This window comes from Streptomyces sp. NBC_01428, from assembly GCF_036231965.1.
Taxonomy (GTDB): Bacteria; Actinomycetota; Actinomycetes; order Streptomycetales; family Streptomycetaceae; genus Streptomyces.
The window spans coordinates 8,362,958-8,382,185 of sequence record NZ_CP109499.1 but is presented as its reverse complement, the minus strand read 5'-3'; the positions used below and the strand labels follow the sequence as shown (position 1 = coordinate 8,382,185).

Here is a 19,228-nt window from a genome sequence, read left to right as displayed (position 1 = left end):
GCTGCCCCCGGTCACGACGGACCGGCCCGCACAAGGAGATCCATGTCTGACATATGCGCCCCCATCCGGCCGTTCGTGCACGAGGAGCACGTCCCCGGCGCCGGCGTCTTCCGCGTCCTGCCCCTCGACCCCACCGCCGACTGCGCGACGATCCACGCGTGGGCGAGCCAGGAGCGTGCCGCGTTCTGGGGCATGAACGAGTTGACGGTGGACCAGATCACCGCGATCTACGGCGAGTTGGAAGAGCTGACGACCCACCACGCCTTCATGGTGGAGAAAGACGGTGAGCCGGTCGCCCTGCTGCAGACCTACGACCCGGAGGCGGACCGCGTCGGCGAGTGCTACGAGGCCCGCCCCGGGGACATCGGCATCCACCTGCTGCTGGCGCCCGCGGGCCCGGAGGGAAGTCACGCGGGCTGGACGGCATCGCTGTCCGCCGTGATCGCCGCGTTCGTGCTGCGCGGGCTCGACCGGCGGCGCGTCGTCACCGATCCCGACGTCCGCAACCAGAAGGCCATCAGCAGACTGCTCAGACAGGGGTTCGCGATCGGGCCCGTGGTCGTCCTGCCCGAGGTCGACCTGCCGGAGGTTCATCTCCCCGAGAAGCACGCCCAGTTGGCCTTCCTGCCGCGCGAGTTCGTCTTCCCCGACGGTTCCTGAGGCACGGGCCGACCCGTCGGCTCGGGAGTCGCACCGGCCCGCCACCCGTGGCGCCGCAGCGCCCGCGCAGGGAATTCAACAGGGCTCACCGTCTCGCACGGATCGGCGGGCGCGGGTACCGGCGGGCCCGTCGGGGAAGGATCCGCGCCGCATCCTCACCGAGGTGCTGACCTGTGTATTCGCGGCGTATCACTCACGGGTGCGCCGCCGGGCGACACCGTCTTCACATCGACCGCCGTGGCCCGGCGGAATTCATCGGCGTGGAAATCTGCGCGCCGGCTGCCGAGTCTGGTTCCAGGCACCGGGATCCGCCCGGACCGCTCGGACGAAGGACAGAGGCCATGCCCTCCACGCGCGCCCAAACCGCCGGCCCGGCGCCGGCCGCACGCCACCATCTGGTCCTGGTGGTCACCTGCCTGGCCCTCGGCACGGTGGTCGCCGCCATGGCCTCGCTGAACGTGGCCCTGCCCGACCTCGCCCGCGAGACCCACGCCACGCAGACGCAGTTGTCCTGGATCATCGACTCCTACAGCCTCGTCTTCGCCTCGCTGCTGCTTCCGGCCGGCGCGCTCGGAGACCGTTTCGGCCGCAGGCGGGCCCTCCTCGCGGGGCTCACCCTCTTCGGAGCGGGATCGGCAGCGGCGTCCCTCACCACCGACCCCTCGACGCTGATCGCCCTGCGCGGGGTGCTGGGCGTGGGTGCGGCCCTGGTCATGCCGGCCACGCTCTCCACCATCACCAGCACGTTCCCCCGCGCCCAGCGGGCACAGGCGGTCAGCGTCTGGGCGGCGGTCGCCGGCGCCAGCGCGCTGGTCGGACTGTTCGCCACCGGCGCCCTGCTGGAGGGCTGGTCGTGGCGCTCGGTGTTCCTGCTGAACGTGGCCCTGGCCCTGGTCGCGCTGATCGGGACCCTGCTCTTCGTACCCGAGTCCGCGGAGCCGCAGCAGCCCCGCCTCGACATCGGGGGTGCCCTCCTCGCCGTCGCCGGTCTGGTCGCGCTCGTCTACTCGGTGATCGAGGCGCCGACCCGCGGATGGGCCGACCCGGTCACGCTCGGCGGCATCGGCCTCGGTCTGGTGGTACTGGCCGGCTTCGTGCTCTTCGAGCTGCGCCGCGCCAACCCGCTGCTGGACCCCCGGCTGTTCCGCAACCACCACTTCGCCGCCGGTTCGCTGTCGATCATGCTTCAGTTCTTCGTCTTCTTCGGCTTCATCTTCGTGATGATGCAGTACCTCCAACTGGTCCGCGGGGACAGCGCGTTGATGGCCGCGACCTCGATGCTGCCGATGGCCCTGACGATGGTGCCGGTCTCGCGTGCGACGCCGCGGCTGGTGGCCCGGTTCGGTTTCCGCAGGCCGTGGGTGGCAGGCCTGGTGGGCGTCGCCGGCGGGATGGGCGTGCTCTCCCTGCTCGACGCGTCCAGCCCGTACTGGCTCATCGCGACCGGTCTCGTGCCGCTGGGCGCCGGAATGGGGCTGGCCATGACCCCGGCCACGACGTCCATCACGGACGCCCTGCCGCGCTCCCTGCAGAACGTCGGGTCCGCGATGAACGACCTGGCGCGTGAGCTGGGCGGGGCCCTCGGGATCGCCGTCCTCGGCAGCCTGCTGAGCGCCGCCTACCGTGACCACCTGAGCCTGCCGGGCCTGCCGGACCACGTGGCGGACGCGGCCCGCTCCTCCCTCGCGGCCGCCCACGCCATCGGCGGCCCGGTCTCCGACCACGCGACGACCGCCTTCGTCGACGGCATGCACGTCGCGCTCCTGGGCGCCGCCGCCGCGGCGGTGCTGGCCGCGGTCACCGTCGCACTGCTGCTCCGTTCCGCCCCGCTCCAGAAGCCGTTCGACGACGACGAGGTGACCGACGTGACGGGTCCGGCCGACACCGAGGAGCAGGAGCAGCCCGCGTACCGGTGAATCCCACGGGTCGGGGCCGGGAGGTCTCCGCACCCCGGGACAGACGCCCGGACCGGCGCCCCGCATCGAGCGGGGCGCCGGTTCCGTCGTGTACGCGCCCACGCTCACCCGTCCTTCGAGAGCCTCGACCGGTCGCGTGCGCGTCGGAGCGGCGCGTACGACGGGCGCGCGACCAGGCGGGTCAGGGGCGGGCCGCCGGTGGCCGGGCCGGACGGCTGCGGGGCGCCTGGCGACCGGGGCCGCGCAGCGCCTGGCGCAGCTGCGGGCTCACGAATCGGACGACCTCTTCGACGCTCATGGACACGATCGGCTCCAGGCGCAGCAGATAGCGCGTGGCGATGAGCCCGCCGATCACCGCGGTGAACGAGGCGGCGCGCTGCCGGGCGTCCCGGCCGGGCACGAGACCCGCGATGCGTTCCACGATCTCCCGCTCGACGGCTTCCTTGACCAGCTCACCGAAGCCGTCGTCGTCGATCGCGCTCTTCAGCATCGCGAGCAGCGGCGGCCCCGACACCGGGTCGTCCCAGACGGCGAGGACCTGGTGCAGGACCCGTTCGGGAAACGTGCTCAGGTCCCCGTCCTCGGCGACCTGCGCGAGGATCTCGGCCGGGTTCGCGCCGAGGGCCAAGGCGGCTCCGAACAGGCCCTTCTTGGAGCCGAAGTAGTAGCTGATCAGGGCGAGATCGACCCCGGCCTCACCGGCGACGGAGCGCAGCGTGACCGCGTGATAGCCGTCCTCCAGGAAGCGTCGCCGTGCGACGTCGAGGATCACCGCCCGGGTGTCCGGGCTGCCCGGCCTGCGTCCACGCTGCGGCCCGGATCCATTCGTCACGGATGAATTCTAGGGTCCGTGCCGCTGCCCCGATACGCCGGTCAAGCAGCGGATTCGACCGGTGTGAAGCTCTCCGGAACGATTCTCACGAAATGATGTCGTTCATCCATATGAGTGGTGCATCACACATCGGGGCCGTAGCGTCGGGGCAGAGACGGAAGCCGGTGATCACCTGCCGGCGACCGAACGACAGTCGTCCCGCACGGAGCACACATATGCGCAGCAGCACAGCGAGAACAGCAATCACCCTCTGCGCGGCCGCCTCGCTCGCCGCGGTCATGGGTACCGCCTCGGCAGCTCCGCAGGCCCCCGGGGCCGTACGGGCTCCGCAGCCGAAGCGGTCGGCGCCCGTCCTCGTCGACTGCCTCTGGAAGCCGGACGTCCGCCCGACGAACTTCATCCTGGCCTGCGGCGACGGGAACAGCCGGCTCGTCTCGCTGCACTGGTCGCACTGGAACCAGAGTTCGGCGGAGGCCCGGGGCGTCAATGTGGTGAACGACTGCAAGCCGTACTGCGCGGCGGGCAGGTTCCACTCGTACCCCGTCGTCGTGAAGCTGGATCATCCGCAGTCGTGGAAGAAGAACCCGCACCAGCGGCACTACACGCAGATGACGCTGGTGTACACCCACGACCGCCCCGCGGGATTCGACCGCACGGTCAGTTATCCGCTCTGGAACTGACGTCGCGGAACTGACGTCGGCCCGCCGCCCGGCCACCCGCGCGACGCTCCGACCGCGGGCTCGTGGACCCGCCGGGATCGCCTCCGAGGACGGCCGACGGGCCGGACACAGCGGCGGTCCCGGCCCCACCCGAAGCCCGTGACCCGAAAATCAGGGCAAACTGGACGCGTGGGCAACCGGCGCATGTCAGTGGGCAGCCTCGTGGAGCAACCGACGGGCCGCGGCCTGGTGGCGATCCCGCTGGCGTTGATCGTCGTGATCGCGGTCGTGGACATCCGCTCGCCCGCCGACGTGCATCTCGGCCCGTTGCTGGTCATCGCGCCCACGCTCACGGCGTCGTTCGCCGGCCCTCTCCTGACGGCGCTGGTCGGGCTCCTGGCCGTGGTCGCCCAGGTCGTCATCGCCGTGTTCCACGGCGGCCTGACCACCACCAACCACATGGCGCAGATCATCGCGCTGATCGTGCTCTCCGCGCTGGTGGTGTTCGTGTGCCACGTACGGGAGCGGCGGGCGCGTGAGCTGGTGCGGGCCCGGTCGGTGGCCGAGACGGCCCAGCGCGTCCTGCTGCGGCCGCCCCCACGCCGGATCGGCCCGCTGCGCACGACCTGGCTGTATCTGGCGGCCGAGGACGACACACAGATCGGCGGCGACCTGTTCGCCGTCACCCGGGCCGCCGGCGCGTCCACCCGCGTGATCATCGGTGACGTGCGGGGCAAAGGGCTGGCCGCCATCGGCGAGGCCTCGGTGGTGCTGGGCGCTTTCCGCGAGGGGGCCCACCGGTACGCGACCCTGCCGGAACTGACGGCGGCCCTGGAGGTGAGCGTGTGCCGTGACCTGGACGAGGTGGCCGACACCGAGCACGATCCCGGCGAGCACTTCACCACCGCCCTCGTCCTCGACATCCCCGACACCGACGCCGAGGTCGGGATGATCAACTGCGGCCATCCCCCGCCGCTGCTCCTGCGCGACCGCGAGGTCACGGTCCTGAACGCCCAGCACCCGGTCCCGCCGCTGGGCATGTGCGAGCTGCCCGCCGCGAGCCATCACACCGATCCGTTCACCTTCGAAGCCGGTGACCTGCTGCTGCTCTACACCGACGGCGTGATCGAGGCCCGGTCACCGAGCGGCGCCTTCTACCCCCTGGCCGAGCGGCTCGCGTCGTTCCCCGCCTCCGGTCCCGACACCCTGCTGCGGCGCATCCACGACGACCTGGTCCGCCACATCGGCGACGAGCCGGCCGACGACGCCGCCCTCCTCGTCATCGAACGCACCACCGCCCACCACCTGCGGCTCCCCCATCGCGGGCAGCACGCGGAAGGATCGCCGCCGCGGTCCGACGACACGTCCTGACCGAGCAGACCGGGCGACTCGGGTCGAGTGGCGGGGCCGGACGCCGCGGGGCCACGATGGAGGAAGAGCTGCTCGGCGGCGGGGACGAACGACGGGAGGCGCCCGTGGCGCACATCTTCGGAACCGACGTGCTCGTCGCGGGCGCCGGCCCGGTGGGCCTCACCGCGGCCGTGGAACTGCGCCGGCGCGGTGTGCGCTGCCGGATCGTCGACCCGCTGCCGGCCCGCCGGCCGTACGCGAAGGCCGTGGGCATCCAGCCCCGCACCCTGGAGATCTGGGACCACATCGGGCTCGCCCGCACGGTTCTCGAAGCGGCGGTGCCCATGTACGGGCAGCTCGCGTACGTCGACGGAGTCGAGCAGCCCCGGATCGACCTCGTGCTCCCGCCCGAGGTGCCGTACGGATTCGCCGCGCTGCCGCAGTACGAGACGGAACGCATCCTCGACGAGTTCCTCCAGCGGTTCGGGACGACGGTCGAGCGCGGCACCGGACTGGTCTCGTTCGACCAGGACCTCGACGGGGTGACGGTCGCGCTGCGGTCGGCGTCCGGCGTCGAGGAGGAGGTCAGGGCGCGGTACCTGGTGGGCTGCGACGGCGCGCACAGCACCGTCCGCAAGCAGTTGGGGCTCACGTTCGAGGGCAGCGCCTTCCCGGAGGAGTACATGCTCGGCGACGTGGAGGTCGACTGGGACCTCCCGCAGGGGTACGGCGTGCGCGCCATGCACCACGACGCCGCCGGCGCCGTGGACGATCTGCTGGTCTGCATCCCGCTGCCGGGCCGGGGCCGTTACCGGATGTCGATGAGGGTGCCGCCCGAACTCTCCGCCGCGGCAAGGCAGTCGGAACCGTCCGACGACATCGCCCACGGGCTGGAGGGCGGCACGGGTCCGGCCCTCTCCGACATCCAGGCCGTCCTGGACCGGCTCTCCCCCCGGCCCACCACCGCGTCCGCACTGCGCTGGTCCTCCGTGTTCCGCATCAGCCATCGGATCGTCGACCGGTACGGCGACGGGCGCGTCTTCGTGGCGGGCGACGCGGCGCACATCCACCCGCCGACCGGCGCCCAGGGCATGAACACCGGTATCCAGGACGCCTGGAACCTGGCCTGGAAACTCGCCCTCGCGATCGAGGGCGGCACGCATTCCAGCCTGCTCGCCGCGAGTTACGACGCCGAGCGGCGGCCGGTCGGCGAGGAGGTCGTGGAGCGCACGGTCCGGCACGCGGGCCAGGGCATCCAGGCCGACCCGAGCGACCCGGCCACCCTGATGCTGCGCGAGGCCCAGCTCCTCGTCGGCTACCGCGGCAGCCCGATCGTCGACCCGGAGTCCCCGGGTCCCGCCCCGCAGCCGGGCGACCGCGCGCCCGACTGCGCCGGTCTCGCGGCACCCGTCGCGACCTATCCGCTGCGCCTGTACGACGTTCTGCGCGACCGCGAGCACGTGCTGCTCCTGTACGGCGACACGGACCGGGACGGCGACGGTGTCGGCCAACTCGTCGATCTCGCCCGCGATCTCACCCGCGACCGCGTCGACGTCTGCGTCATCCTCCCGTCCGAGGCCCGGCCCGACGCCGGGGGCCCGCCCGTCTACGTCGACACACTCGGCGAGTTCGCCCGCCTCTACGCGGTGCCGGACCGGGCGACGGCGTTCCTGATCCGCCCGGACGGCTATCTCGCCGCCCGCCTCTGCCCACCCACGGTGTCCGGGCTTACGGCGGCCCTGGCGCGCCCCTTCGCCCCGCCGGGCCACGCGTAGCGCGGACGCGGTCCGTTCGGAGCCGCATCAACAGCAGCGACCCGGGGGCCCGGTCGGGCGAACGCGGACGGGCCCCGTCACTCCGTCAACCGGGCCGCGAGGGTCGCTCCGAGTTCCCAGCAGGCCTCGATGTCGGCCTTGCCCGGTTCGCCGGTCACCGTCACGGCGTCGGCGGCACGCCGCCAGCCGAGGCCCGTGGTGATCGTCTCGATGCCGCGCACCGCGCCGGTGACGTCGTTGCCGCCGTGCACGTAGTACCCGAAGGGCCGCCCGGCCGTCGTGTCCAGACACGGGTAGTAGACCTGGTCGAAGAAGTGCTTCAGCGCACCCGACATGTAGCCGAGGTTCGCCGGGGTGCCGAGGAGGCAGGCGTCGGCGTCGAGCACATCCGAGGCGGTCGCACTCAGCGCGGCTCGCCGCACCACCCGTACACCCTCGATCTCGGGAGCGGTCGCCCCGGAGACCACGGCTTCGAACAGGACCTGGCAGTTGGGCGAGGGGGTGTGATGGACGATCAACAAGGTAGCCACCCCCGCACCTTGCCGCCCCGCCCTCCCCACCGCAAGCACCACCGGGACACCTGGCCCCGCCGGACCGACACAGACCGCCTGCTACGCTGAACACCGAGCCCACACCGAACATCCGGTGCAGGGCCCGGCGTTGGTGGTCCAAGGAAAGACGCCCCGCTTCCTGCGGGGAAATGCAGGTGCAAGGCCTGCCCGGCGCTCCCCACACACCGCCCTCGGTTCTCCGGGGGCGGTGTTCTTGCATGCGCGTCGGGGGCCGGCGCGAACGGGTGCCGGGAAAGTCGATTCCCTTCCGACCCGCGGCTCGGCGAGCATGAGGGCGTGACCGCCTCCCCCGCCGCCGGAGAACCACCCGAGCATCTGCGCTTCGCGCGGTACCTCAGCGCACTTGAGACCGTCCCGGAGAACGAAGAAGCCCGGCTGATCGTCGAGGTGTTGCGCGACACGGATGCCCGGATGGCGAGTAGCGCCGTGGTCCGTCATCTGGACCGGCGTGCCGCCGCGTTGCTGACCGGTGACCGGTTCGCCGCCTGGGTGCATTTCATGACCGGTCTCACAGACGAACAGCCCTTCCTCCGTCGCCGACTGGACGAATGGACCCGGCTCAGGACCGTCGTGCTCGACCAGGCGTGGACCGCCGAGGAACTGACCACCGGCTCCGACTGGTTGCAGCGCGCCGTCGTGGACACGCCGACCGCGGTCCCGCCCGAGGCCCTCCGCCTGCTGGCCGAACGCGGACGGACGCGCCGGGTGCGTGCGGCGGCGAGGACACGACTGTCGCGTGTGGCCACACACGACAGAGGGCCCCGCACCAATGGTGCCGGACCCTCTGTCTTCGAGTAGCGGGGACAGGATTTGAACCTGCGACCTCTGGGTTATGAGCCCAGCGAGCTACCGAGCTGCTCCACCCCGCGTCGTTGAACTCAACCCTACGCCATGTTTCGCGGCTTCAAGACCATGATCGATCTCAGGCTCGGGGAGTGGGCGTGGGCGGTGCTTCCGTGCGCGGGCGGGCCGAGGGTTCGGTCAGGCGGGTCAGCCAGGTTCTGGTGGCCCGGGGTGTGCGGAGGTGGACGACCTTCAGAGGGGTCGGGCGGGGCGCCTCGCAGCGGGCAGCGATGTCGGATCTGCGGGTCGCGTACTGCGACCAGGCCCACCACACCGGGTGCTCGGCATCGAACCACGAGCCGAACGTCTCCACGTTGCCGCCGAAGACCCGGCGCCGGAGCAGGGTGCGGGCCGCCGACCTGCGCAGCACCCGTCGCATGACCACCGTACGGGGATGGTCCAGCCAGACGACGGTGTCGGCACGTTCCCACAGCAGGTCGCGCACGCTCGGGTGGCCGATAGAGTCGATCACCCAGGCCGGCCCCTCGCTGAGGCGCGACACGTCGTCGGCCAGGCGGGGGTTCTCCTGCCAGCCGGGCCCCGTGATGGCCAGGGCGTCCATCTCGTGGAACGGAATGCCCAGCCGTCCGGAGACGGCCCGCGCCAAGGTCGTCTTGCCGGCGCCGGTACTTCCCACGACCAGGATTCTTCGCATACTCGATCTTCACCGCACAGGTCGGTGCCGGGCAAGATCCCCGGAGGCAGCGACAAGCACCACGGCCCGCACCGCCCAGCCGTCTCTACGGCGGGCCGGCACAGGCCGGGGCGCTCCACCACGTCTCACACATCGGTGGGCAGACCGCTCACCTCGGCGATGCCGCGCAGTTCCTCGTCCTGGCGGTGGCGCTCACCGATGAAGTCGGCGATCTCCTTGCACCGCTCGGGATCGTCGGCCGTACCCGAGTCCGTCACGACCCGGACGACACCGATCTCCTCGGTCTCCAGCTCGACGATCCGGTTGTCCAGGCGGCCCGTCACAGCCACCGCGACCACGAGGGAGGCCTCGTCACGGACCTCCTGCGGGACGTCGTCGGCGTCTTCGCCGTCCAGGTTCAGTTCGATCGCTCCAGCCCTCTCCTCCCTGATCGCTTCGAGTACGGGCTCGACCATGCGCAGCAAGAGCGCGTAGTCCGCCGGAGCCATGCGCAGGCGGAGCATTTCGAGGTACAGGTCGAGGGGCCGGTCATCCGGTGCCTGCTCTGATGCGTCCATGGAGCTTCGCCTTCCCCAATGTGGACGACATGATCGCGTCTCACCCCAGGATGCTGTGAATCGGCGCACACCGCTGGTCGAGATCGCCTCCCGGGGCACTTCTGAGGGGGCTTGTTCCCAGCGTGGGCCGGGCACAAGCCCCCTCAGGACTCATTCGTACGACCGGGCGTCCGGTGTATCTCAGGCCGCTTCCGTCAGGACTCGTCCGTCGTTCTCGCCGGACGTCGGTGTCAGAGGGCGCCCCGCCTGATCCTGCGGAGCAGGACGAATCCGGCGATCACGAAGATCCCGCCGATCGCGGCCGGCCACAGCTGCGCACCGGTGTCGGCGAGCCCGCCGCCCGCGACGGCCTGCGGTTCGGTCTGCGAGGCTGCCGACGGAGCGGATCCGGCAACCGGTGCGGTCGACGCGGCCGTCCCCACGTCGCCCGAGCCGTCGTCCGAGTCGTCGTGCGAGCCACCGGCCCCGGCGGCGTGACCCGACGAGGTGACATCGGCCTTGGGTTCCGCGTCGATCGGCGACGCGTTGTCGTCGCCGGCCGGCTCGGTGCCCTGGGTGCCGGCCGGGGGCTCCGCGGTCTGACCGCCGTCGTCGTCACCGGGGGCCTGGCCGCCGTTGTCGTCGGACGGGTCGTCGGCGGTGGGTGCCGGCTGCTCCGAGGGCTCCTCGGAGGCGTTCGGGGGCTCCGCGCTCTCCGAGGGGTTCGGGGGCTCGGCGCTCTTCGACGGCTCCTGCGGCTTGCCCGTCTCCTCGGGGTCCTGGGAGTTGTCGTCACCCGCGCCGACCCCGCACTTCCGGCCCTGGTTGATGCAGTCGACCGCGTCCTTCATCAGGCCGTCGTCGAAGACGTTGATGAAGTCGCCGTGGTCGGTGACCGGCTTGTGCAGCTGCTCCGGGAAGGAGTCCACCGCGAACAGCGGCGACGTACGGCCACCGTCCTTCAGGCTCGGCGCGTCCACGTCGTAGACGATGCGCTGCACCAGTTGCGGGATGGCCTTGAATCCGCCGGGGCAGTTGCCCTCGGCGTCCTGGAACGCCACGTGGGTGCGGTGGTTGGCGCTGTCGATGTTCGCGCCGTCCCAGCAGCTCTGGAACCTGAACGTGCGGACCACGTCGCTGCCCTGGGGGCAGACCGGGTACTTGTCCTTCAACTGCCGGTCCTCGAAGCCGGTGCAGCTCCAGGAGGCGTTGGCGTTCGCGGTGCCGTTGACGAAGGCCTTGGCGTCACCGGTGATGATGCGCAGCAGCCGCGGCATGGCGGTGACCTTGCCGCGCGCGTTGCCCACGAAGGTCAGCGTGACCTGCTTGGGCGTGACGATCTCACCGGCGTTGCCCTCCGTGCCGCCGCCCGCCGCGTCGGCGTCGCGTTCGCGGGTGCCGTTCTGGAGACGCACCACCGGCCAGTAGTAGGTGGACTTGTCGCCCTTGTCCTGGCAGGTGGTGTCGGCCTTGGCCAGGTCGTCGTCACTGGCGAAGGCGTTGTTGGACTGGTTGCCGACGTAGTCGTGGAAGTGGTGGGCGCCGTTGGTGACGCCGGGAGCCACGATCACGTTGTCCGAGTTGAACAGCCCGTTCGCGTTCACACCGCAGCTCGTGACGAACTCGCCGGTGGAGGCGCCGTTCTGGGCCCGCGGGGTCTGCGCGGCGGGCTGGACGGAGTTGATGTCGGCGAAGTCCGCGACCACGGGGCCGTTCCCGGCCGGCGCGTCGCCGCCGCCCTGCTGACCGTCCTGACCCTGGGCGCCCTGGTCCTGCCCGGCCTGCCCTTCCTGTCCCTGGTCCTGCCCGCCGCTCTGGTCACCGTTCTCGTCCGCGCCGCTCTGGTCGCCGCTGGAGCGAAGGGTGCAGGCGGCCAGGTCGTCGAGTCCCTCGGGGCGGTCGCCCGCGGCGTCGACGGCGGTGACGATGCGGCCGATCGACTCGGACCGCTTCTCCTTCAACGGGTTCATGACCGCGTCGGCGCCGTTGTCGCCGTTCTGCTCCATCTGCGCTCCGTCGGAGCGGAGTTGCTGATAGGCCTCGGCGATCTGCTGGTCCAGCGTGGCGAGTTCCTTGTCGACGTCGCCCTTCGCCGCGTCGGGGACGGTCGTCAACTTGTCGCCGACGTCGGGGCAGTCGATGGTGGCCGCTCCGGCCGACAGGACATGACTGCCGGCGCCCTGCGCGCCTCCACCCCCGCCGCTCTCGGTGGCCGAGGCGTAGACGTTGACGGCGACGAGCCCGCCCCCGCCCAGAATCAGCGCGACTGCTGCAGAGGTTGCGCGTCGTGCGCCCGTGGGGCGTCTGCGCCTGTTGCGTCCCAAGGAAATGCTCCTACGCGTCGTGGTCGGCCCCGCCTGAAAATCCCCCAGCCCTATACGCGAGGGGGCGGCGATGTGTTCAGCCGTCCCGCGAATTCACAGCAACCCCGTACGGAGCAACGGTCCGAGACGTCGCCGCGATCACCCCCCGGGGAGGCGCCCACCGGGCGTACCGCACCCGCCCGACGGCCGCCCGCGAACCGCCCGTGGACGCTCCGCGCTTGCACCGGCCGCCGAGCAATGGCCTGATGGGAACACTGCACCACCCCTGGGTCGTGGCCGAGGCCGAGCCGGTGGGACAGGGTCGCATGCTCCGCCGTCTCCACCGTGGGCACGACCAGGGCCACGGCAGGAGGCGGGTGAAGCAGGTGGCGGGAGTCGCGCACGACTACGCGGGCGTGTTCCACGCGCTGCCCGGCATGGTCGCCCTGCTCACCCCCGAACTGGTCTACGTCGACGCCAACGACGACTATCTGAACAGTTCCGGCCGTTCCCGTGAGCAGTTGGTGGGGCGGTATCTGTTCGACGTGTTCCCCGACCGGCCGGACGATCCGGCGTCCGACGGGGTCCGCAACCTCGAGGCGTCGCTGCGCCGCGTGGTGGAGACCGGGCAGCGCGACACGATGGCCCTCCAGCGCTACGACGTGGAGTCCCTGGAGCGGCCGGGTGTCTGGCAGGAGCGGTACTGGAGTCCGGTCAACGCTCCCCTGCTCGACGAGGACGGCACCGTGGTGCTGCTCGTCCACCGGGTGGAGGAGGTCACCGAGCTGATCCGGGCCCGGGGCAGGCGGACCGATGCCGACCGGGGACGTTTCCTGGAGGCCGAGCTGTTCAGCCGCGCCCGGGAACTCCAGGAGATCAACGAGCGTCTGCGGCGGGCCCACGCCCGCGAGCGCGAGGTCGCCCTCGCCCTCCAGGACGCGCTGCTGCCGGCCGCGCACTACATGGGCCCGCACCGGGCCGCCGTGCGCTACCGGCCGGCCACCAGCGCTCTCAACGTGTGCGGCGACTGGTACGACCTGGTGGACCTCACCGACGGCCGGATGGCGATCGCCGTGGGCGACGTCGTCGGCCACGGACTGTCGGCCGCCTGCGTCATGGGCCAGCTGCGCAGCGCCCTCAGTGCCGCGTCACGCGCTTCGAGCAGCCCCGCCCGGGCCCTTGAAGTGCTCGGCCTGTACGCGCGTTCCGTGCAGGGCGCCGAGTCCACCACGGCGGTGACCGTCCGCGCCGACTGGGAGAGCCACTCCCTCACCTACAGCAGCGCCGGGCATCTCCCGCCGCTCCTGCTGCGCGGCGACGGACGGGTGGAGTTCCTGGACCGGGCGACCGATCCGCCGCTCGGGGCCCGGCCGGACCACGTGGCGCGGCCCGAGGCCACCACCGACTTCGCCGAGGGCGACACGCTGGTCCTGTACACCGACGGTCTGGTCGAGCGCCGCGGGGAGGACATCGACGTGGGGCTCGGGCGTCTCGCCGCCTCCCTGTCCGACCACCGGGCCGACGAACCCGAGGTGCTCGCCGACGCGCTGCTGTCGGAGCTGCTTCCGCCCGGCGGTGCCACGGACGACACCGCCCTGGTGATCCTGCGCCTCTGAGCGGGCCGCCGGGGAGATCGGGCGACGGGGCTCAGTGGCTGCCGGTGAGTTCGCCGCTCAGCGTGCCGTGGATGCGGGCGCTGTGCTCGTTCAGGCCGGTGATCCGGACGTTCTTCCCGCGCTGGGCGTACTTGGCCTCGATCGTGTCCAGGGCCGCGACCGAGGAGGCGTCCCAGACGTGGGTGGCGGACAGGTCGATCACGACCTCGCCGGGGTCGTTCGCGTAGTCGAAGCGGGTGACGAGTTCGTTGGCGGAGGCGAAGAAGAGTTCGCCGGTGACCCGGTAGACGACGCTCGTGCCGTCGGGGTCGGTGACCGAGGTGACGTCGGCGACGTGGGCGACCCGCTTGGCGAAGATCACCACGGCGGTGACGGAACCGACGACCACCCCGATGGCGAGGTTGTGGGTGGCCACCACGCAGACGACCGTGACGGCCATGACGGTGATCTCCCCCGCCGGCATCCGCTTCAACGTCCTCGGCGCGACGGAGTGCCAGTCGAAGGTGGCGACCGACACCATGACCATGACGGCGACCAGCGCGGCCATCGGGATGTCGGAGACGACGGGGCCGAAGACGACGCAGAGCACCATCAGGAACGTTCCGGCCAGGAACGTGGACAAGCGGGTGCGGGCGCCGGAGACCTTGACGTTGATCATCGTCTGGCCGATCATCGCGCAGCCGCCCATGCCGCCGAAGAACCCGGTGACGATGTTGGCGATGCCCTGGCCCACGGACTCCCGGGTCTTGTCGGACCGCGTGTCGGTGATCTCGTCGACGAGCTGGGCCGTCATGAGCGACTCCATCAGGCCGACCAGCGCCATGGCGAGGGCGTAGGGCGCGATCGTCGTGAGGGTGTCGAGCGTGAAGGGCACGTCCGGCAGGCCGGGGACCGGAAGCGAGGAGGGCAGGTCGCCGCGGTCGCCGACGGTGGGCACCGCGATGCCGGCCGCGAGCGTGATCACCGTCAGCACGACGATGGAGACCAGCGGCGCCGGGACCACCTTCGTGATCCTCGGGAAGAGGACCATCAGCGCGAGGCCGGCGGCGGCCAGCGGGTAGACCGCCCAGGGCACGTCCGTCAGCTCCGGCACCTGCGCCAGGAAGATGAGGATCGCGAGGGAGTTGACGAAGCCGACCATCACGCTGCGCGGGACGAACCGCATCAGCTTGGCGACTCCGAGCGCGCCCAGCACGATCTGGAGGACACCGGCGAGGATCACGGCGGCGACGAGGTACCCGAAGCCGTGCTCCCGGTTCAGCGGAGCGATGACCAGGGCGACCGCGCCCGTCGCCGCCGAGATCATCGCCCGGCGTCCGCCGACGACGGAGATCGTCACGGCCATGGTGAACGAGGCGAACAGGCCGACGGCCGGGTCGACCCCGGCGATGATCGAGAACGAGATCGCCTCGGGGATGAGCGCGAGCCCGACGACCAGACCGGCCAGCACCTCGGTGCGCCAGACCTTCGGATCGGAGAGCCAGGCGGGGGCGGGCGGGCGCAGCCGGGAGGCCGCGGACAGCGGTGAGAACATGCAACCGTTTCCGTGTCGGGCGCCCGCGCCCAGACCCTGGACACACCGCGCGTCGTGCTCATCGTCCCGTCGCGCTCGGTCTCCGGGGGACGTGGCGTCCTCGGTGCGTTCCACACCGGCGCAGTGGCTGCCGGGAGGTGGGGCGACGGGACGCCTGCCGGGCGTCGTTGCCCGAAGTCCGTGCCGTCGCCGGCCGGAGGCACCCGGACCGTCGGGCCGACCGCCGCGCACGCCGAGCGGCGCGTCCGGCACGCGAAGACTCTAGCCTGACGCGGGCGACGGCGTGCCGCGGCTCCGGCGGCGCCCGAACTCCCTTTGCGTACGGGTCGGCTCGACCCTGAACTGCCGGTCGCCGACCGTCCCCGGGGCGTCCATGCCTTCGTGACGGCGCGGGCCCGACGGACCCGCGCCGGCGTCGTGGGACCGGCGGCCCGGACCCCGGGTGCCGCTACGGCCGCGCCGGTGAGGTCCTGGTGAGGAGGACGCGGCCGCTCGCGCCCGCGAACAGCAGACCCGCCACCATGCAGACCAGTGAGAGGGCCGGCCCGGAGTGCCAGTCGACGGCCGAGGCGCGGCAGGCGAGGACGACGGTCACGGTGACGGCGGTGCACGGCAGCGCGATCAACGCGGCTCCGGTGCGGGTGAGGTCGTCCTCGGCGAGGGCACCGAGGACACCGACTCCGAGGGCGAGCGCCCACACGCCGAGTGCCTGGGCGTCCGCACGGTTGGTGGCCCAGGGCACGAATCCGCCCCAGAAGCCCGGCCGGGTCAGCAGCCCCGCGCCGATGCCTAGCCAGGCCGACCCGAGCACGGCCAGGGCCGGTTTCGACCATCCGGGGAGGGGCGCCGTACTCGGTCCGATCGGCCGGGCGGGGGCGAGGTACTGCCACGCCAGGGCGACGAGGGCGAACACACTGAGCACGCCGAGGACGAACAGCCAGCCCAGGCTGAACAGGACGGGCACGACGGAACCGCCGCGTGCGATGTAGAGGTGCCCGGCGTCGAGCAGGCTCACCGAGAAGAGGCCCACGAGGACGATCGCCAGCGGCAGGACGAGCGTGCGGACCTCGTGCCAGGCCCGGGCCCGGCTCACGGCGAACAGTCCCGGCGCGGTGCCGAGCATCGCCGCGCCGATCAGTCCCGGCGTGAGCGACTCGGGCGAACTCCAGGCGCCGAAGACGTGTCCGGTGAGGCCGACGGCCATGAGGAGCCCGCCGACGAGGACGCTCACCACGGCCACGGTGGTGGCCAGCATCGCCACCCCCGCGGTGAGCGGCCGTCCGCCCCCGGCCGGAGAAGCGGGGGCGCTCTCCCCGGCGCTGTCCGGAACCTCGCCCCGTGCGACCGCGGGATGCGGGGACTTGGCGACGGCCGGTTCCGCCCCCGTCTCACCGGTCGCGCCCGTCGGGTCCGCTGCGGACCGTGGGTTTCGCGGATCCTCCTCGGTGTCGTCGTGGCGGGGCAGATCTGATGCGTTGGCCATGGGGTTCCGTTTCCGGACGGGTCGATGAGGACGGGGTCGGGCCGGGGCGGACCGGCGTCGGGTACGGGGCAGGTCCGGGGCGAGGTCGGGTACGACCGGCGTGCGGCGCCGGTTCCGGGCGCGTACGGGCCTGCGTACCGCTTGCCGCTAGGAGACGGGCGACGAGAGGCGGGGCGCCGTGGCGCGCGCGGGCGCGGCCCGCTTGAGGACCTCCCGGGCGTACATGACGCGGAGGCTGACCACGAGGGTCGCCGTGGTCGCCAGCGCGCCGCAGCCGATCGCCGCTCCCGCCGAGACGGCCGTGAGCCGGTCGAGGCCCAGCGTCCGTTCGAAGAGCGGTGCGGCGGCCGCCGACAGCACCGGTGCCAGGCACAGGGCCGTCCAGTGCAGCCGCCACTCCTCCCGGGCCCAGGGGCGGCCCTCACGGCCGGTGCGCAGGGCGCAGGAGGCCATGACCGCGTAGGTGACGGCGTACGGCAGGAGATACGCGAGCAGCAGCCGGCGTCCGGGGGTTCCGAAGTCCAGGCCGGCGCGGACGATCCAGGTGAGGGCGACCGCTCCGGCGAGGTGGGCGACGGCCAGGACGGGCAGCGGGGCCCAGGACCGGGACATGCCGGAGATCTTCCGGCGCCGGTCCAGGGAGCGCGAGGCGATGAGGGCGCCGAAGGCGACCACCGAGCCGAGGTGCATGGTGGCCGCGCGGTTGATCTCCACCATGGAGAGGCCGGGCATGATCATGGGCAGGCCGCCCCACTCGAACCGCAGCAGGGGCGCCGTCAGCAGGAAGCCGTAGCAGAGCAGCATCCAGCGCTGGTGCAGGTCCGGATAGCCGGCGACGGCGGAGAGCACGCCGAACGTCACGCTCAGGACGGTGCCCACCAGGATGGTGGCGAGCACGATCCAGAAGGCGGCCCCGCTGAACGCGTCCTCGGGCGCGGTCCGCGCCAGGTACAGCGCGGCGCCGGCCATCGACGCGTAAACGGTGACGGCGAAGACCACCCCGAGGACGCGGTGCAGCCGGGTCCGCCGCCGCACGGCGGTGAGCACCTGCAACGGCCCGAGGAGCATGAGGAGGCCGCCGAGGACGGAGTGCACGATCAGCGGCAGGAGGCTGTGGCGGTACGGCTCGATCCGGGTGGCGAGGGCGTCCGCCACGTAGCGGGGCGAGACCACGCGCCCGAGGATCCACTCGCCGAACGCCGGTGCGCCGGGTCGCGCGTACGGCCACAGCTCGGTCATCGCGATGGGCGCGTAGCCCACGCACACCGCCGAGACGGCGATGACGGCTGCACGGCGCCAGGTGGTGCCCGTCGGACGACGCACGGCGACTCCCTGCTCGTGGTCGCGGACCGACCATCGATAGTCTCGTTTGGACTATCGAGACGGTAGGGCCGCCCGGGCGCCGGGGTCAACGGTCTGTCGCGTCCTCGTCCCGCCGCTGCACCCATTGCCAGAAGTCGACCATCATGCGCTCGTACCGGATGCCGAATTCCAGAGCGTCGCGCTGCCCCCGGGTCAGCAGCTCCCCGACGCTCTCCGCCAGCACCTCGTAGTCGCCGAGCGTCCGGACGTGCTCGTCCAGCTGAACTGGCCCGAGCAGGTCCGGCCGGCCGCCGAACCAGAGCTTGAGGATGCCGCGCTCCCGGGCCTCGACCGGGACGAAGGCGGTGTCGTCCAGCCAGTCCCGCAGCGCGGCCCTGCCCTCGTCGGTCAGCGTGAGCACCCGGCGGTTGCGGCCGCTCTCCTGGCGCACCTGTGCGAGAAGGCCTGCCTCCAGGAGGCGGTCGCACTGCGCGTACACCTGGGCGTGCGGAACGGACCAGAAGGGCGCCACCGTGCGCGCCGCCTCACCCTTGACGTCGTACGCGCTGGCCTCGCCGAGCTTGTCGATGACGCCGAGCACGAGGAACGAGGCGGTGGTCAACCGAGCATCAGCCATGGGCCCGACCGTATCGCCACCCGAACACCGCGCGGCACACCCGTGAGGACGCCGCGGAGGGCGCCCGACGCGAAGAACGCGCGGGTGACCGTCACAATGCGGGGTATACGGGCGATCACACTGCCGACCGCACTCAGGCCCGCGGGGCACGCACGCTAGGAGTTCTTGTGACCACCTACGTCATCACCGTTCCCGGGACGTTCGTCCACGGCGTCTCGGACTCCTCCCGCGCAGACGTGGAACGCAGGCTGCGCCCCCAGGACCCGCAGAACACGGACCTGGGCGAGACGGAGGAACTGAGCCTGCTGACCGTGGACGAGAACCACACGTTCTCGGTCCGGCTGGAGGTCGAGGCCGCGGACCGGCGCACCGCCGAGGCGGAGGCGGTACGCCTCGTCTCCGGGGCGCTGCGCGAGAGCGGCCTCTCCGAGAACGACGCTCCGCTGGGGCCGGCCGCCGTCACGGGAATCGACAGCGAGTTCTGACTCCGACGGGGCCGGAGAGGCCCGGAACGTCGGCGGGACCGGCGGCCACGGCATCACCGTGGCCGCCGGT

17 protein-coding genes and 1 tRNA gene are annotated in these 19,228 nt (G+C 72.0%); 8 read left to right on the top strand and 10 right to left on the bottom strand.

Annotation, left to right across the window (positions count from 1 at the left end):
• Window positions 1-42 precede the first annotated feature (42 nt).
• Together OG406_RS36610 and OG406_RS36605 are read left to right on the top strand one after the other, a co-directional pair.
• Window positions 43-660, top strand: a complete 618-nt coding sequence (locus OG406_RS36610; protein WP_329190022.1) for a GNAT family N-acetyltransferase — start codon at window positions 43-45, stop codon at window positions 658-660.
• Window positions 661-1,001: 341 nt separating this feature from the next.
• Window positions 1,002-2,576: an MFS transporter gene (locus tag OG406_RS36605; protein WP_266610466.1), complete on the top strand. Its 1,575-nt coding sequence runs from the start codon at window positions 1,002-1,004 to the stop codon at window positions 2,574-2,576.
• A gap of 181 nt (window positions 2,577-2,757) precedes the next feature.
• Here the strand turns inward: OG406_RS36605 and OG406_RS36600 are convergent, their stop codons facing one another.
• Window positions 2,758-3,408: a TetR/AcrR family transcriptional regulator gene (locus OG406_RS36600; RefSeq protein WP_329190019.1), complete on the bottom strand. Its 651-nt coding sequence runs from the start codon at window positions 3,406-3,408 to the stop codon at window positions 2,758-2,760.
• A 215-nt stretch (window positions 3,409-3,623) separates the two neighbouring features.
• Here OG406_RS36600 and OG406_RS36595 point away from each other — a divergent pair, with 215 nt between their 5' ends.
• From OG406_RS36595 to OG406_RS36585, 3 genes are all read left to right on the top strand, one after another.
• Window positions 3,624-4,088: a hypothetical protein gene (locus OG406_RS36595; protein WP_329190017.1), complete on the top strand. Its 465-nt coding sequence runs from the start codon at window positions 3,624-3,626 to the stop codon at window positions 4,086-4,088.
• A 168-nt stretch (window positions 4,089-4,256) separates the two neighbouring features.
• Window positions 4,257-5,438, top strand: a complete 1,182-nt coding sequence (locus OG406_RS36590) for a PP2C family protein-serine/threonine phosphatase (protein WP_329190014.1) — start codon at window positions 4,257-4,259, stop codon at window positions 5,436-5,438.
• A 56-nt stretch (window positions 5,439-5,494) separates the two neighbouring features.
• Window positions 5,495-7,192 (top strand): FAD-dependent monooxygenase, encoded by a 1,698-nt coding sequence (locus OG406_RS36585; protein WP_329190012.1) that lies wholly within the window; start codon window positions 5,495-5,497, stop codon window positions 7,190-7,192.
• A 77-nt stretch (window positions 7,193-7,269) separates the two neighbouring features.
• On the opposite strand, the gene OG406_RS36580 is transcribed toward OG406_RS36585, so the two are convergent.
• On the bottom strand, window positions 7,270-7,722 hold the full coding sequence (locus OG406_RS36580; protein ID WP_329190010.1) for a flavodoxin family protein: 453 nt from the start codon (window positions 7,720-7,722) through the stop codon (window positions 7,270-7,272).
• Window positions 7,723-8,040: 318 nt separating this feature from the next.
• On the opposite strand from OG406_RS36580, the gene OG406_RS36575 reads away from it, so the two are divergent.
• Window positions 8,041-8,562 (top strand): hypothetical protein, encoded by a 522-nt coding sequence (locus OG406_RS36575; protein ID WP_329190009.1) that lies wholly within the window; start codon window positions 8,041-8,043, stop codon window positions 8,560-8,562.
• Here the strand turns inward: OG406_RS36575 and OG406_RS36570 are convergent.
• The 4 genes from OG406_RS36570 to OG406_RS36555 all read right to left on the bottom strand — a co-directional run bounded on the left by OG406_RS36570 (window position 8,560) and on the right by OG406_RS36555 (window position 12,122).
• A tRNA-Met gene (locus OG406_RS36570) sits at window positions 8,560-8,633 on the bottom strand. The genes OG406_RS36575 and OG406_RS36570 overlap by 3 nt on opposite strands.
• Window positions 8,634-8,686: 53 nt before the next feature.
• Window positions 8,687-9,244, bottom strand: a complete 558-nt coding sequence (locus OG406_RS36565) for an AAA family ATPase (RefSeq protein WP_329190008.1) — start codon at window positions 9,242-9,244, stop codon at window positions 8,687-8,689.
• A gap of 143 nt (window positions 9,245-9,387) precedes the next feature.
• Window positions 9,388-9,819: a hypothetical protein gene (locus OG406_RS36560; RefSeq protein ID WP_081222575.1), complete on the bottom strand. Its 432-nt coding sequence runs from the start codon at window positions 9,817-9,819 to the stop codon at window positions 9,388-9,390.
• 230 nt (window positions 9,820-10,049) lie between these two features.
• Window positions 10,050-12,122 carry a DUF1996 domain-containing protein gene (locus tag OG406_RS36555; protein ID WP_326844403.1) on the bottom strand — a complete coding sequence of 691 codons (2,073 nt, stop codon included), beginning with the start codon at window positions 12,120-12,122 and terminating at the stop codon, window positions 10,050-10,052.
• A 416-nt stretch (window positions 12,123-12,538) separates the two neighbouring features.
• On the opposite strand from OG406_RS36555, the gene OG406_RS36550 reads away from it, so the two are divergent.
• Complete coding sequence (locus OG406_RS36550; protein WP_239154856.1) at window positions 12,539-13,717, top strand: PP2C family protein-serine/threonine phosphatase; 1,179 nt, start codon at window positions 12,539-12,541, stop codon at window positions 13,715-13,717.
• 31 nt (window positions 13,718-13,748) lie between these two features.
• Here OG406_RS36550 and OG406_RS36545 read toward each other — a convergent pair whose 3' ends face one another.
• The 4 genes from OG406_RS36545 to OG406_RS36530 all read right to left on the bottom strand — a co-directional run bounded on the left by OG406_RS36545 (window position 13,749) and on the right by OG406_RS36530 (window position 18,673).
• The gene (locus tag OG406_RS36545) at window positions 13,749-15,251 is read right to left on the bottom strand and encodes a SulP family inorganic anion transporter (protein WP_329190002.1); all 1,503 of its coding nucleotides are present in this window, start codon (window positions 15,249-15,251) and stop codon (window positions 13,749-13,751) included.
• 448 nt (window positions 15,252-15,699) lie between these two features.
• A complete protein-coding gene (locus OG406_RS36540; protein ID WP_329190000.1) occupies window positions 15,700-16,734 on the bottom strand; it encodes a hypothetical protein in 1,035 nt (344 codons plus the stop codon).
• A 147-nt stretch (window positions 16,735-16,881) separates the two neighbouring features.
• The gene (locus OG406_RS36535) at window positions 16,882-18,057 is read right to left on the bottom strand and encodes a DUF2306 domain-containing protein (protein WP_329189998.1); all 1,176 of its coding nucleotides are present in this window, start codon (window positions 18,055-18,057) and stop codon (window positions 16,882-16,884) included.
• A gap of 85 nt (window positions 18,058-18,142) precedes the next feature.
• On the bottom strand, window positions 18,143-18,673 hold the full coding sequence (locus OG406_RS36530) for a PadR family transcriptional regulator (protein ID WP_164370129.1): 531 nt from the start codon (window positions 18,671-18,673) through the stop codon (window positions 18,143-18,145).
• A 167-nt stretch (window positions 18,674-18,840) separates the two neighbouring features.
• Between OG406_RS36530 and OG406_RS36525 the strand changes: the two genes are divergently transcribed.
• Window positions 18,841-19,158, top strand: coding sequence for a hypothetical protein (locus OG406_RS36525; protein ID WP_164370130.1), 318 nt, complete (start codon window positions 18,841-18,843; stop codon window positions 19,156-19,158).
• Window positions 19,159-19,228 lie beyond the last annotated feature (70 nt).